This window comes from Merdimonas faecis, assembly GCF_001754075.1.
In the GTDB taxonomy this organism is placed as follows: domain Bacteria; phylum Bacillota; class Clostridia; order Lachnospirales; family Lachnospiraceae; genus Merdimonas; species Merdimonas faecis.
The window spans coordinates 43079-57207 of sequence record NZ_MIEH01000002.1 but is presented as its reverse complement, the minus strand read 5'-3'; the positions used below and the strand labels follow the sequence as shown (position 1 = coordinate 57207).

Sequence of the window (14129 nt, the reverse complement as noted above, 5' to 3'; positions counted from 1 at the left end):
TTCTTCCTTTACCGCTCGTGTCTTGCATATTTCGGAAGCAGCAGCGGGGATACGTCGTGTGTATCCAGGCCTGCCTCTTTCAGTTCCTCGGCATAAGCGGCAAGATGATCCAGGTTCATTGTTCCAAGAGATACATCCTTTGCCTTTGCAGCTGCCGCTTTTCCGGCATTGCGTCCAAATACGATGATATCCAGAAGCGAGTTGCCCATCAGGCGGTTTCTTCCGTGGATACCGCCCACGGCCTCTCCTGCTACCAGAAGATTATCCATGACTTTTGTAAATCCGTCTCCGTTAATCTCCAGGCCTCCATTCTGATAATGCAGGGTCGGATAAACCAGGATCGGAACCTTACGCATGTCAATGTCATATCTTAAATACATCCTGAGCATGGCCGGGATCCGTTTCTCAATGGTTCCTTCCCCGCCTAAAAGCTCGATCATCGGCGTATCCAGCCATACGCCGCTGCCAAGCGGTGTAGTCACGCCTTTTTCTCTTGCCGTACACTCACGGATGATTCCGGCTGCCGCAACATCTCTGGTCTCCAGAGGATGCATAAATGCCTCGCCTTCAATATTAACAAGCTGTGCTCCCAGAGAACGTACCTTCTCTGTCACCAGCGCTCCAAAGATCTGAGAAGGAAATGCAACGCCCGTCGGATGATACTGGATCGTATCCTGGTAAAGAAGCGGCGCTCCTGCCCGGTATCCAAGGATCAGTCCATCGGCAGTCGCCCCATAATGGTTGGAGGTAGGGAATCCCTGGTAATGCATCCTTCCGGCTCCTCCGGTAGCGATCACCACCGTCTTTGCCCTGGCCACCAGGTAATCGTCAGTCTCCACATTCTGAAGAACGGCTCCTGCCACCTGCCCTTTCTCATCTTTAAGAAGCTCTACCGCAGCCGTAAACTCTGCCACCGGGATCTTCCGGTTCAGCACCTCGTCCCGAAGGGTACGCATGATCTCTGCTCCGGAATAATCCTTGCAGGCATGCATCCGCTTTCTGGATGTTCCGCCGCCGTGGGTGGTGACCATCCGTCCGTTTTCATCCTTATCAAACATGACTCCCAAGTCATTTAACCATTGTATCGCATCCGGGGCCTCCATGACAAGTCTTCTTAGAAGTTCCGGCCTTGCCGCAAAATGTCCGCCGCCGAATGCGTCCAGGTAATGCTGTACAGGAGAATCATTCTCCTTATCCGCCGCCTGGATTCCGCCCTCTGCCATCATGGTATTGGCGTCTCCGATCCGGAGTTTGGTTGCGATCATCACATTTGCTCCCGCCTCATGGGCCTCGATCGCCGCGGATGCTCCGGCTCCGCCGCCGCCGATGACCAGCACATCCACGTCATAGTCCACCTTGGAAAGGTCGATCTTTTCGCCTAACAGACGGCTGTTGGAATGAAGAAGGTGTACCAGCTCTTCCGGCGCTTTCTGTCCTTTATTCGGTCCGATCTTGATCTCTTTAAACGCTTCTTCTCTGTAGTCCGGGTGAAATTCTTTCAGCAGCTTGTCTTTTTCTTCTGCCGTCATCCGCCTTGGCTCCGTCTTCATACGTTCCGCCCTGGTAGCCTCGACTCTTTTCACGGACTCCATCATTTCCGGTGTAAACATGGTCATCCCTCCTCCTATTTCTCAATCTCTCTTGTATTATAAAGCTCCTGCATCTCTTCGATCGGCTTTTCCATGATCTGCTCGATCAGTTCGTCATACTCTCCGTGATGGATCTCTTCGACGCGGTTTTCCAGGTGCTCGGCCTTTGGTGCGATATACTTTCCTGTCAGACGTCTTGCCAGTACGCCTACCATCGGGTGAGAGATGCCTGCGGGACAGCGGACTGAACAGCAGCCGCATCCGATACAGTCGAAGGATTCTTCCGCACATTTCTCAAAATCCCCTCGCTGAGCATAAGCGATATACTGCATAACGTTCAGGTCCTGGGTGCAGGCCTTGGTGCAGGCATTACAGCCGATGCAGCTGTAGATCTCCGGATAAAGCTCCATCATGATCCTCTGCTCCGGACGGATCTCGTCAATGTCATAAGTCCTCTTATCTGTGGGGAAATAGGGGATACTTGCCACATACATGCCCTCTTCCACCTGGGTCTGACAGGCGAGCCCTGTCTTCAGTTCGTTCTTTCCCTTGATCCTGTAGATCGTGGCGCAGGCGCCGCAGAATCCGTGCCGGCATCCGCAGCCGCGCTTCAGGGTATAGCCTGCATATTCCATGGCGGTCATGATCGTCAGGTCCGCAGGCACGCTGTATTTCTTACCGAAAAAATATACATTTACCATCTTTTCCATGAGAATTCGTTTCCTTTCTTAATACTCATCCGGCATTTCATCCACTTCATCGCAGCGGAATACAGGGCCGTCCTTGCATACATATTTTGATCCGATATTGCATCTGCCGCATTTTCCTACGCCGCACTTCATGCGAAGCTCCAACGTTGTGTAGACCTGTTCCCTGGAAAATCCCAGCTCCTCTAATCCGGCCAGAGTAAACTTGATCATGATCGGCGGTCCGCAGACCAGGGCAGTTTTATTAACGTCAAATCCCAGTTCCTTCACATAATTGGGAACGAATCCTACGTGGCCGTCCCAGCCTTCCTGTTCCCGGTCGATGGTCAGATAAACATTGACCCCTTCCTTTTTCATCCAGACTTCCTGGATTTCTTTTAACTGCACCAGATCGTCTGCGGATCTGGAACCATATACAATATCAACGGTACCGTAGTTTTCCCGGTTATCCAGCACATAATTGATCACGGAGCGAAGCGGCGCAAGTCCGATTCCTCCGGCAATAAACAGAAGATTCTTTCCCAGGAGCTCATCCTCTACCGGAAAATGATTCCCGTAAGGTCCCCGCACGGTAATCTCGTCGCCCACCTCCAGGCTGTGAAGATAATCCGTCAGCATACCGCATTTTTTAATGCTGAATTCCTGATATTCTTTGTTGGTCGGAGATGAGGTGATGGAAAACATGCCTTCGCTGATTCCCGGAGCACACAGCATTGCACACTGTCCGGGCATATGCTCAAAAAGCTTTCCTCCCTCCGGTGCATTGACCCGGAAGGTCTTTACATCCGGTGTCTCCTCCCGGATATCGGTGATAACGCCCACCTGCGGGATCAGAGTATCTAATTTGTAGTTTTTATGACAGGTACATTCACTCATGAACCCTTACACCTCCTCTTCCTGAAATGCTTTCACGACTTTCACGATATTCAAGGCCGCCGGACATTTCTCTACGCATCTTCCGCATCCCACACAGGAATACATCCCGTCATTATTAGCCGGGAAATAAACCAGCTTATGCATGAAGCGCTGACGGAACCGCTCCTTCTGCGAGGTCCGGTTGTTTCCGTGAGCCATCATGGTGAAATCCGAATACATGCAGGAATCCCAGCAGCGGTATCTTTGTACCCCGTGTCCGGTATCGTAGTCCTTAATGTCATAGCACTGACAGGTGGGGCATACAAACGTACAGGTACCGCAGGCCAGGCAGGGTTTATAAAGCTTCTCCCACACCGGCGACTCGAATTTTTCCATCAGCACGTCCCCGTTCCATCCTTCCAGAGAAAGATTGGAGTAAGGGAGTTTTTCTATAATAGTCCGGATCTTCTCCTGCTCTTCTCCTACAGCCGCTTCGCTTCCGGCGTCCTCCGCCTTCTCAAGCAGGTCTGCCAGGTTCTCCGTCAGCTTCTGCCCTTTTTCTGTCTCAGGCTTCCAGTACAGATCGTCCCCGATCATCCAGGTGGCCACATCCGCCTGCGGGTCAGCCGCATCTACGCCAAACACCTTACAAAAGCAGGTTTCCTCCGGCTCATGACAGGCCATGCTTACGATGGTGCCGTGATCTCTTCTTGCCGCATAGAAGCTGTCCACAGGATCCGAAAGAAATACCCGGTCCAGCACCTCCACGCCTTTTAAGTCACAGGCCTTCATTCCAAATACGACAAAGTCCTGCTCCTTTAATGCCTCCGGCTCAACCTTAAGCTTCTTCCCGTCCCGGATGCAGGTGTACAGTGTCTCGCTCTGAGGGAAGAAGACATCCTTAGGCGATTTCACACTTTTTAACGTGTCAAGATCCACGTCCGCATCTTCGGTCCACACACCAAAATTCACCTGATCCGCAGTCCGTACCGGAAGATATAATTCCTGATCTGCAGCAATTTTCTGAAATAATGCTGTCAGATTCTCTCTCGCTATCTTGTACATCCATTATCTCCTTTCTGCCACGATCCCAGGCTCTGCATCATCAAACTGGTAACTGGTTAAGGGGCCTCTCTCCTCAAGATCGGCTCCCGCCTGATATTCGCCGTACAGTTCATTAATATCCTTGATGAACTTCCGGTTAAAAAGATGGAGCGGGATTCCCTGTGGGCATACCCTGCTGCACTCGCCGCAGTCCGTACATCTGCCTGCCACATGGAAGGCCCGTATAATATGGAACATCTTTTCTTCAAAGGAATCCACATTGGCTTTCTGCGAGCTGTCAAACTTATTACTGTCAAACACACATTTACGGCAGCTGCAGGCCGGACATACATTCCGGCAGGCATTACAGCGGATACATTTGCTTAACTCCTTCTGGAAAAAGGCAAATTTCTCTTCCGGGCTCATAGCCTCGATCTTTTCTACCTCTGCGAACCGGTCTGCATCCTTCGTCTCCTTAGACTCTCCGATCTGTTCATCATAGATCATATGATCCTTTCCCTTACAGACATGGCACCGCTCCAGCATAGCGTCCTTGTAGGCACAGGTCTTCTCTCCATAAAAGGTCTGGATCTTCAGAGTCTCTGCCTCGTCTTCGATCTCGGCTCCCTCGATACTCTCGATCCCCTTAATGCCCAGGCCTCTGATCTTTTCAATATCCAGCTTTCCTTTACAGCCCACGCCAATGATATAAGCTTTATCTCTGTCTACCCGGTGCTCTTTCAAAAGCTGCTGAAAGCTGTATGTATCACAAGGCTTTAAGAAAACCAGCGTCTTCCCCTCCAGCTTGGAGGCCTCGATCATATATTTGCTTAAATTCGCTCCGCAGAATCCGTTATACACGAAATCTTCGAAATCCTCTTCTTTTTCAAAGTAAGCCGGTTCCGGATTGTAAGGCAGGTCTCCGGCTTTCCATCCAAGCACTCTCTTAACGGTTCCGTCCGCCAGCAGCTCTTTTGCACGGTTTACTATTTCCTGCATCTTAAATCCTCCAATCTTACGTTTTTCCCGAGGGACTGGATCTTTTCCACAAACTCATGCATGGTCTGGGAAAATTTTACACCCTCTGCCGCAGATACCCACTCCACACGGGTCCGTCCGCTTTCCACACCGATATAATCCAGCATGGAGAATAAAAGCGTCATCCTTCTTCTGGCATAATAGTTGCCGGATGTATAGTGGCAGTCTCCCGGATGGCATCCGCAGATGATCACGCCGTCCGCTCCCCGCTCAAATGCCCGCAGGATAAACATAGGATTCACACGGCAGGAACAGGGCACGCGGATGATCTTTATGTCCGCCGAATAGGAAAGGCGGCTGCTGCCTGCCAGGTCCGCACCTGCGTAGCTGCACCAGTTGCAGCAGAACGCCACGATCTTTGGTCTGAATTCTTCTTTTGCTTCTATCGACATATCGCATCCACCTCCGCTAGAATCTGTCTGTTTGAGAATCCCTGCAGGTCCATAGCGCCGGACGGACATGTAACGGTACATGCTCCGCAGCCCTGGCACAGTGCGTCATTGACTACCGCAATACGCCTTACTTCCCGGATTCCGTGGTCGTTCACTTCTTTCTCTTCGTATGTAATCGCTCCATACGGACAAACATTCGCACACTGGGAGCATCCGTTGCACAAAAGCTCGTCGGAATGTGCCGTACATGGGTTGGTAAGAAGCTTATCCTTAGCCAGAAGCCCGATCGCCTTCACGGCCGCCGCTCCTGCCTGAGATACCGTCTCCGGAATATCCTTTGGTCCCTGACACACACCGGAAAGGAACACGCCCGCCGTCGGGGATTCCACCGGACGAAGCTTTGCATGGGCTTCGGTAAGGAAGTTATTGGTGTCGATGCTGGCAGTCAGCATCGTTGCGATCTTACGCACATCCGGATTTGGCTCGATGGCCGCCGCCAGGACTACCATATCCGCTTCCTTTAAGATCTGCTTATTATCCAGAAGGTCCGCTCCCTGCACCAGAAGCTTTCCATCCGGCTTGGGGATCACCTTTCCTACCTGGCCTTTGATGTAGTTGACTCCGTACTCTTCCACGGCTCTTCTGTAAAACTCGTCGAAGTTCTTGCCCGGCGTCCGCACATCGATATAAAAGACGGTTACGTTTACATCCGGATATTTGTCCCGGATCAGCATGGCATGCTTTGCCGTATACATGCAGCAGATCTTGGAGCAGTAGCTCTTCCCTCTGTTGTCTGCACAGCGGCTTCCCACGCACTGGATAAACACGATCTCCTTTGGAGCCTTGCCGTCGGACAGACGCTCCAGGTGTCCTCCGGTAGGTCCGGCCGCATTCATGATACGCTCCAGCTCCAGGGAGGTGATTACGTCCTTGCTCTGGCTGTATGCATATTCATCATAGGCATCCAGCTTGATCATATCAAAACCGGTAGCCACCACGATGGCTCCGTACTTCTCGGTAATAATCTCATCTTCCTGCTCATAGTCGATCGCGCCGGCCTGACAGACTTTCGAGCAAATCCCACATTTCCCGGTCTTAAACTTAATGCAGGCTTCCCGGTCGATTACCGGCACATTGGGGATCGCCTGGGCAAACGGGGTGTAGATAGCGCTCCGGTTATTCAGCCCTCTGTTAAACTCACTGGGGGTCTTCTTGCTGGGGCATTTCTCCTGACATACGCCGCATCCGGTACATTTGGACATATCCACGCTTCTTGCTTTCTTACGGATGTCTACGGTAAAATCCCCCACAAAGCCAGATACCTTTTCCACTTCGCTGTATGTATAGATGTTGATATTGGGATGGGCATTTGCCTCCACCATCTTTGGAGTCAGGATACAGGCCGAGCAGTCCAGGGTAGGGAAGGTCTTGTCAAGCTGGGACATCCTTCCTCCGATACTGGGCGTCTTCTCCACGATGTCCACCGGGTACCCTGCGTCCGCGATGTCCAACGCTGTCTGGATCCCGGCGATGCCTCCGCCGATCACCAGGGCCCGCTTGGTTACCCGGCTCTCTCCCGGCTTCAGCGGCGTATTTAAATTCACCTTAGCCACCGCCGCCCGCATCAGGATCACAGCCTTTTCAGTCGCTTCCTCCATATCCTTATGGATCCAGGAGCAGTGCTCACGGATGTTTGCGATCTCCACCATATATGGATTCAATCCGGCCCGCTCTGCCGCGCCGCGGAAGGTGGTCTCGTGCATCCGGGGCGAGCAGGAGCAGACTACGATGCCGCTTAGGTTCTTTTCCTGGATTGCCGCCCGGATCTTCTCCTGTCCGGCTTCCGAGCACATATATTGATAATCCTCCGCATGAACCACTCCCGGCTCATGGAGGGCCATTTCCACTACTTTTTTAACGTCTACCGTTGCCGCGATATTCGTGCCGCAATGACAGACAAACACTCCTATCCTCTGCACCTTCCATCACCTCCTGTATCTTCTGAACGCACTGACTAAAAGCTGCTGCGGGATCTCCGGATCCAGAAGCTCCGGGATCTCGTCTGCCGTCAGGTAATCTCCGCCCTTTTGCCTTTCTACGATCTGTCTTGCCGCATCGATCAGCTTGCCCGGCTTCACATCCCTTGGGCAGCGCTGTACGCATGCAAAGCAGGAAAGACATTTCCATAAGGACTTGGATTTTACCAGCGACTCAATATCTTCATTGATCACATAGGATACGAACTGATGAGGTTTGATATCCATTTCGTTGTAAGACGGGCAGGATGCGGAGCATTTCCCGCATTTCATGCATTTTAAAGGGTTTACCCCACTTATTTCCTGTATCAGTTCCGCCTGCTTTTTCTGATTCGTCACTGCTTCTTCACCTCATCTTTCACGCCCAGAGCCTCTGCCAGAAGCTCTGTAAAATAGTAGACCGGCAGGTCTGTCCGGCTGTTTTTATTCAGATTATACATACATAAAGGACAGGCTGTGATCAGCATATCTGCCCCAAATCCTTCTGCACTGTCTTCGATCTTTTCACACATGCCTCTGGACAGTTCTTTTTCCTTCAAAGATATGTACCCGCCGCAGCATTCATTCCGGTAAGGGTAGATCACCGGCTCCGCTCCAATGGCACGGATAAAGTCTTCCATGATCTTTGGATTTTCCGGATCATCAAATGCCATGATCTTCCCGGGTCTTAAGAGCAGACATCCATAATAAGCTCCGATCTTCTTTCCCTTCAGCGGATTGGTTACCTTCTCTTTCAAAGTGTCCCATCCGATCCGGTCTCTTAACACTTCCAGAAAATGAAGGACCGTTGTCTCTCCTGCATACGGCTCCTTAAGATCCATATAGTTATTGGCCTTGGTCCGGATATTTTCCACGTTCTTCATGTCATCATTCACTCTTTTCAACACATGATGACAGGCAGAGCATAGCGTTACCAGCTCACGTCCTTTTTCCTTCGCATCGTTCAACGCACGGACGGATGCCAGCTTTGTGGCAATCTCGTCCGTTCCCAGCGGATAGACTCCTCCACAGCACTGCCACTCTTCTATCTCTTCCAGTTCAAATCCCAGAGCTTTGGCCGAAACCCTGGCATATGCGTCCAGGTCTTCGGCCTTATTTTTTAAAGTACAGCCGGGATAATAACTGTATTTCATAATATTCCCTCCTTGTCTGCCCTTTTCTATATCTCGATCTGTGCGATCACATCTTTCAGTACTTTTGCACTGGCCTTAAGCTTTTCTGTCTCTTCTTCTGTAAGGCGTGCCGGTACTCTTCCCTTCACACCGTTAGGTCCGATCAGTGTCAGGGTGCTTAAGCAGACATCGTCGATCCCGTACTCTCCATGCATCATGCTGGACACGGTAGCTATCGAATCTGAAGCAGCAAGCACCATATTGCAAAGCTCGCAGACAGCTACCGCAACAGCATAGAAGGTAGCGCCTTTCTTTGCGATCACCTGTCCGCCGGATTTGTGGACATATTCTACCATGGCATCCTTATTAAGCTTTTCGATTCCCACTTTATCAGACATTGCTGTATAATAATCATCCAGACTCATGCTGGCAATATCCGCACTGGACCACGGAACAAAGGAAGAATCTCCGTGCTCCCCAAATACATAGGCATGGATATTTTTCTGAGCCACATGGAAATGTTCTGACAGGCCGGAGCGGAGTCTTGCCGTATCAAGAACCGTACCGGAACCGATGATCTGATTTTCAGGAAGTCCGGAAATCTTGGTAAATACATAGGTCAGAACGTCCACTGGATTGCTGACGATGATGTAAATAGCATCTGGCGCTGCTTTTACGATCTCCGGAGTAATTTCTTTGATGATATTTACATTTGTCTGGGTAAGTTCGATCCGGGTCTGTCCTGGCTTACGTGCAATACCGGAAGTAATGATAACGATATCAGAGCCTGCGGCATCCTTATAATCTCCTGCGATAATGGAGATCGGGTTCCTGAAGCAGGTGCCCTGCTTAATGTCCATGACCTCTCCTTCTACCTTTTCCTTATTGATGTCGATCAGGACAATCTCTGATGCAATGTCCTCACCAGACAGCTTATAAGCTATCGTTGCCCCAACACTTCCTGCTCCAATAATGGTGATCTTACTGCTCATAATTTTCCTTTCCTTTCGTTGAATATATTTTGACTTTGATAATTTTTTATCATAATATCATATTGTTAATATTTTGACAAGATGTGTTTTTATTTTTTTGTCAAAAATTTAACTTGATCTTTTTTGTCATTTTCTTTTCTGTACCTCCCGCACAGGCTCCGCCCTGACATTACATCATTCCAGTAATACAAGTGCTCCGGCATCGTAACCTGGATCATGCCGGACAGTTCTTTTCTCTCCGGACAGAGCAAGGGAAACAGGTCCTCTTCCTCATCCAGCAGCTCCGGATGAAAGACCTTCGTCCTGCTGTCATTCCAGACCGCCGCATAATAAATATCCGCCTCTACCAGATCCTGGAACATATGGCTTCCATAGCTTAGCTCCGGCATATAGCCCACTGTTTTGTCCGACACTTCACAGATACCGGAAAAACCGGAAATATCAGAAAATGTTACCGGCACCCCCAGTTCCGGCGAAGAGGTTCCTATCCTTCCCGGCGCCAGAAGGAGCAGGTTCTTCCCGCTTTCGGAGAATCGGCGGCTTATCTCGCCTATTGCTTCTGCCACCTGAGACTTTAAATGATACGGGTATTCGTAATATGCCCTGGCATCGACCCGGATCACCAGATCTACCGGCCGCATGACAGAATTCCCTACCGAAGAGTCCTGAAGTTCAAACAGTATCTCCTTTTCCGTAAGGTCCGGCAAATCTATTTTTCCGTTCCTGCTCCCCGTATAAAGAGGTCTGCACTGTAAAAGATTCACCACAAACCGGCCTGTTTCATTCAGATTCACCGTATACTCAATATCTACAGGATTCCCATATACCTCCTCTAATATTTTCAGTACTGCCTGCATAAATCTGGTAAATTCCTGATTTTCCAGCAGATGCTGGCAGGTCACGAACCAGACCTGCTTCGGCCTGTTCATCCGCTTCAGGGCATCCTCCGCCTCATAATCCCGTTCCATGACCTCCTTTTTCAGCCACAGGGGATCTGATCCAACAGCTCCTCTGTCGGGACTGTTTTCAGACAGTTTCCCCGGATATCCAGTACGTCTATATTACGCTGGCAGAACCGATGCTTATCCGCAGCTGTCACATGCATGGACATTTCCGGGCGGTCAAGACCCGCCAGGCGGGGATAGTCTCTCTCCGTGTGGTCTACCGCCCGGGTCCCAAGCCCTGCAACAATCCTTAAAAGCCCAGCCGACGGATCCATATCTTTCCGCCACCGGTATGCACTATAGCTATAGCCCACACCTGCTGCCGCCGGAAAGAAATAGTCTCCCTGATAGGAGCCGGATACCCGCTGCACCAGCACGGCCATCTGTTCATCCTTCCCCTCCAGTCCTCTCTGTCTTCGGTATTGAAGCGCTGACGGATCCATGGTACTTGCATAGACTCTGCGGACCGCCTGCGTAAATTCCCTCATGCGTTCCTTCGGTGTACCCTGGTTGACACAAAACACGGATTCATACTTGCCGGCAAACGCATTTCCAAATCCGTCCTCCAGGAAACTGGAGGAGCGGACGATGATCGGACTCTGTCCGAAATATTCCAGTACAGACCGGAATTTTTCCCGGATATCAGCCGGAAATTCCCCGGAAAGCAATGCCTTTCTCAAATCCTCTGCCTTTGCAAAATATCCTTCCTCCGTCCTCTGTGCGATCCGGATTTCCCAGCAGTTATTCGAGACAATATACGTATAGAATACATCGGATCCGATGTAATAGGAATCATGGGGTTCCAGATACTTTCTTCCCCATGGAAGCCTGGCCTGCACGATCTTTCTCGCCAGCAGCATTCCACAGGCCTTTCCTCCGATGGAGCCGCTTCCTGCCATCCGGTCCCGCAGGAGAAAATAATCCCTGGGGTCAAAATATTCTTTGATCATTTCCTGCAGCCTGGGATCCTTTGTCATAGTACTCTCGACAATCTGCTGCTGGGTCCTCTCGGAAAACCGTCCCTGCCGGTACTCCATCCGGGCCATCGAGAAAAACCTGTCATAGCTGTCCAGGCTCTGATCCTGCTCCTGTATCTCTTCCTCTTCCAGAAGCTGGTAATAACGGCTCATGGACACTCCATCCTCCACCGCCCTGAATTTCCCGCTCCCGGGATCCATGCAATGAGGCAGAAACATTCTGGGTGTATAGCGGTTCCAGACCTTCAAAGGATGCAGGTAAAGCTCCTCTCCCGAATGGACATCCAGAAGAAGCTGCGTAGTATCACGGATCCTGGAAACGGTATGAAAGGAGTGCTTTCCCCGCAGCAGTGGAAAATAGGCCACTGTATCCAGCTTAAAAAGATAGGGACAGGTAACGCGGAAAAAGTTTCCCATCATCAGGTCTGTATACCACACTGACTGAAGCGATGACAAACTGTCAAACACATAAAAGGCTTCCCTGCCCTCCCGGGTGATGCAGTTATAAATGTCTACCGTAAATGCTTCAAATCCTTTGTCCGGGTCAAATTCACAGATCTTAATCCCTGGCTCCGGCTCTAAGATCGGTTCGTGGGATGCGAAACGCATATAGATCAGATTCCTTCCCTCTTTTACCGCCTGCCTTGCAAAAGGCTTTGCAAAATAGCGGAACTCCTCTATACTTCTTACCCGCCACACTACATTGTCGCCTGTCCGGATATGATCCAATAATCCATCCATATCCGGAAATCCGCTCTTTACTTTTTCAAATGCTCCCATGAAAAGACCTCCTAAAAAAAGAAAGACGCGTAAAAGCTCATTGCTCTTACAGCGTCTTTGCCAGTTCAAATATTCTACTATGATCTCTTAGATGATTATACCAGACATTCTTTTTATTGTATAGCCTTGATTCAGGATTCCAGCTTCAGCCGTATCACATTCCATGACATCCTGCGCAGGAGGCTTTGCAGGATCCCCTGGTCCGCTGATGACCGGGATACGTTACAGGGTCTGACTCTTTCCTGTCCCGGCCCGTTTGTACACTTTCTGTCCCCACATTCCAGGACAATGTGCTCCAGGAGCCGACATTTTCCCATCCCCCGCAGATCTGCCGTAAGCTCCACATCCTCCTCGATGTTGCGGTTCACCACAAAAAGTGTCAGCTCTTTGGACTCCTCTTTGTAAACAGCAGCGCTCACAATATCCGTAACATCCTCATGCTCCGACGTATCATGCTTTTCACAGCAGACCTCTGCCCGGAGCGCAGTTCCCCTTCCATAAGCCGAGGCATGGAAGAACGGATAAAAAATCGTCTGCTTCCATGCTTTGCCGCCGTTCTTCTCTGTCATCACCGGAGCAATTACATTAACTAACTGTGCAAGACAGGCCACTTTAACCCTGTCTGCATGGTTTAAAAGCGTGATCAGCATCTCGCCTACTAACACCGCGTCTTCAAAGGTATAGATATCCTCCAGAAGCGGCGGCGCCTGCTGCCAGGGACGCTCTTTGTTCAGCTTATCATCCTGCTCCTTGGAATGGAACCATACATTCCACTCGTCAAAGCTCAGATTGATCGTTTTTCTTCCCCGCTTTTTGGCTTTTACATAGTCGCATACCGCTACAACAGTCCGGATATACTCGTCCATGTCATCAGCCTTTGCCAGATAATCCGCCGGATCATCCGCTTCATTGTCATAATACTGATGAAGGGAAATGTAATCTGCATGATCATAGGTATGCTCCAGTGTCACCGCATCCCATTCCGGAAATGTCGGCATCCCCCGGTATGAACTGCCACAGGAAACCAGCTCTATGGACGGATCGATCATCTTCATTGCCCTTGCCGTTTCTGCGGCAAGCCGCCCGTATTCTTCCATCGTTTTATGTCCGATCTGCCAGTCGCCGTCCATTTCATTTCCCAGGCACCACATCTTAATATCAAACGGCTCTTTCCTTCCATGACGGCTTCTCAGGTCACTGAGGGCCGTTCCTCCCGGGTGATTGCAGTATTCCAGCAGGGCGCAGGCCTCCTCAATGCCCCTGGTTCCCAGATTGACGGCCATCATCAGGTCCGCCCCCGCTTTCTTTGTCCAGCTGGCAAATTCATGGATCCCCACTTCATTTGTCTCAATGCTCTTCCATGCCAGATCCAGCCGCTTCGGACGGTCAGCTAACGGCCCTATTCCGTCTTCCCAGCGATAGCCGGATACAAAATTGCCGCCCGGATAACGGATTACCGGCACATTCAGCTCTCTGACCATCTCTATTACATCTTTCCGGAAGCCTTCCTCATCAGACAGCGGATTCCCCGGCTGGTACAATCCGTCGTACACCGCTCTTCCCAGCTGTTCCACAAACGACCCATAAATCCTTGGATCCACCTCTGCAATCTTAAAGTCTCTGTCAACCACTATCCTTGCCTGTTTCGCCATGTCATTCCGCC

Annotated in this window: 13 protein-coding genes; all 13 read right to left on the bottom strand. The window is 50.6% G+C overall.

All coding sequences use genetic code 11. The features are described 5' to 3' along the window. Positions 1 to 8 precede the first annotated feature (8 nt). Positions 9 to 1610 carry an FAD-dependent oxidoreductase gene (locus tag BKD12_RS00930; RefSeq protein ID WP_070087520.1) on the bottom strand — a complete coding sequence of 534 codons (1602 nt, stop codon included), beginning with the start codon at positions 1608 to 1610 and terminating at the stop codon, positions 9 to 11. Between the two features lie 14 nt (positions 1611 to 1624). After that, entirely contained in the window at positions 1625 to 2299 is a 675-nt protein-coding gene (locus BKD12_RS00925; RefSeq protein ID WP_070087519.1) for a 2Fe-2S iron-sulfur cluster-binding protein, read from the bottom strand. 18 nt (positions 2300 to 2317) lie between these two features. After that, positions 2318 to 3172 (bottom strand): FAD/NAD(P)-binding protein, encoded by an 855-nt coding sequence (locus tag BKD12_RS00920; protein WP_070087518.1) that lies wholly within the window; start codon positions 3170 to 3172, stop codon positions 2318 to 2320. Between the two features lie 6 nt (positions 3173 to 3178). Next, the gene (locus BKD12_RS00915; RefSeq protein ID WP_070087517.1) at positions 3179 to 4216 is read right to left on the bottom strand and encodes a 4Fe-4S dicluster domain-containing protein; all 1038 of its coding nucleotides are present in this window, start codon (positions 4214 to 4216) and stop codon (positions 3179 to 3181) included. 3 nt (positions 4217 to 4219) lie between these two features. Further along, the gene (locus BKD12_RS00910; protein ID WP_070087516.1) at positions 4220 to 5194 is read right to left on the bottom strand and encodes a 4Fe-4S dicluster domain-containing protein; all 975 of its coding nucleotides are present in this window, start codon (positions 5192 to 5194) and stop codon (positions 4220 to 4222) included. After that, positions 5182 to 5625 (bottom strand): hydrogenase iron-sulfur subunit, encoded by a 444-nt coding sequence (locus BKD12_RS00905; protein ID WP_070087515.1) that lies wholly within the window; start codon positions 5623 to 5625, stop codon positions 5182 to 5184. The genes BKD12_RS00910 and BKD12_RS00905 overlap by 13 nt, the downstream gene beginning before the upstream one ends. After that, positions 5616 to 7604, bottom strand: coding sequence for a CoB--CoM heterodisulfide reductase iron-sulfur subunit A family protein (locus BKD12_RS00900; RefSeq protein ID WP_070087514.1), 1989 nt, complete (start codon positions 7602 to 7604; stop codon positions 5616 to 5618). The genes BKD12_RS00905 and BKD12_RS00900 overlap by 10 nt, the downstream gene beginning before the upstream one ends. A gap of 6 nt (positions 7605 to 7610) precedes the next feature. Then, positions 7611 to 8000, bottom strand: a complete 390-nt coding sequence (locus tag BKD12_RS00895) for a 4Fe-4S dicluster domain-containing protein (RefSeq protein ID WP_070087513.1) — start codon at positions 7998 to 8000, stop codon at positions 7611 to 7613. Next, positions 7997 to 8794: a CoB--CoM heterodisulfide reductase iron-sulfur subunit B family protein gene (locus tag BKD12_RS00890; RefSeq protein ID WP_070087512.1), complete on the bottom strand. Its 798-nt coding sequence runs from the start codon at positions 8792 to 8794 to the stop codon at positions 7997 to 7999. The genes BKD12_RS00895 and BKD12_RS00890 overlap by 4 nt, the downstream gene beginning before the upstream one ends. 26 nt (positions 8795 to 8820) lie before the next feature. Next, positions 8821 to 9765, bottom strand: coding sequence for an L-lactate dehydrogenase (locus BKD12_RS00885; RefSeq protein WP_070087511.1), 945 nt, complete (start codon positions 9763 to 9765; stop codon positions 8821 to 8823). Positions 9766 to 9854: 89 nt separating this feature from the next. Beyond that, positions 9855 to 10733: a PEP/pyruvate-binding domain-containing protein gene (locus tag BKD12_RS16620; RefSeq protein ID WP_094078720.1), complete on the bottom strand. Its 879-nt coding sequence runs from the start codon at positions 10731 to 10733 to the stop codon at positions 9855 to 9857. 11 nt (positions 10734 to 10744) lie between these two features. Further along, entirely contained in the window at positions 10745 to 12466 is a 1722-nt protein-coding gene (locus tag BKD12_RS00880; RefSeq protein ID WP_094078719.1) for a PEP/pyruvate-binding domain-containing protein, read from the bottom strand. A gap of 131 nt (positions 12467 to 12597) precedes the next feature. Beyond that, entirely contained in the window at positions 12598 to 14118 is a 1521-nt protein-coding gene (gene arfA, locus BKD12_RS00875) for an arabinosylfuranosidase ArfA (RefSeq protein ID WP_070087510.1), read from the bottom strand. Positions 14119 to 14129: the final 11 nt, after the last annotated feature.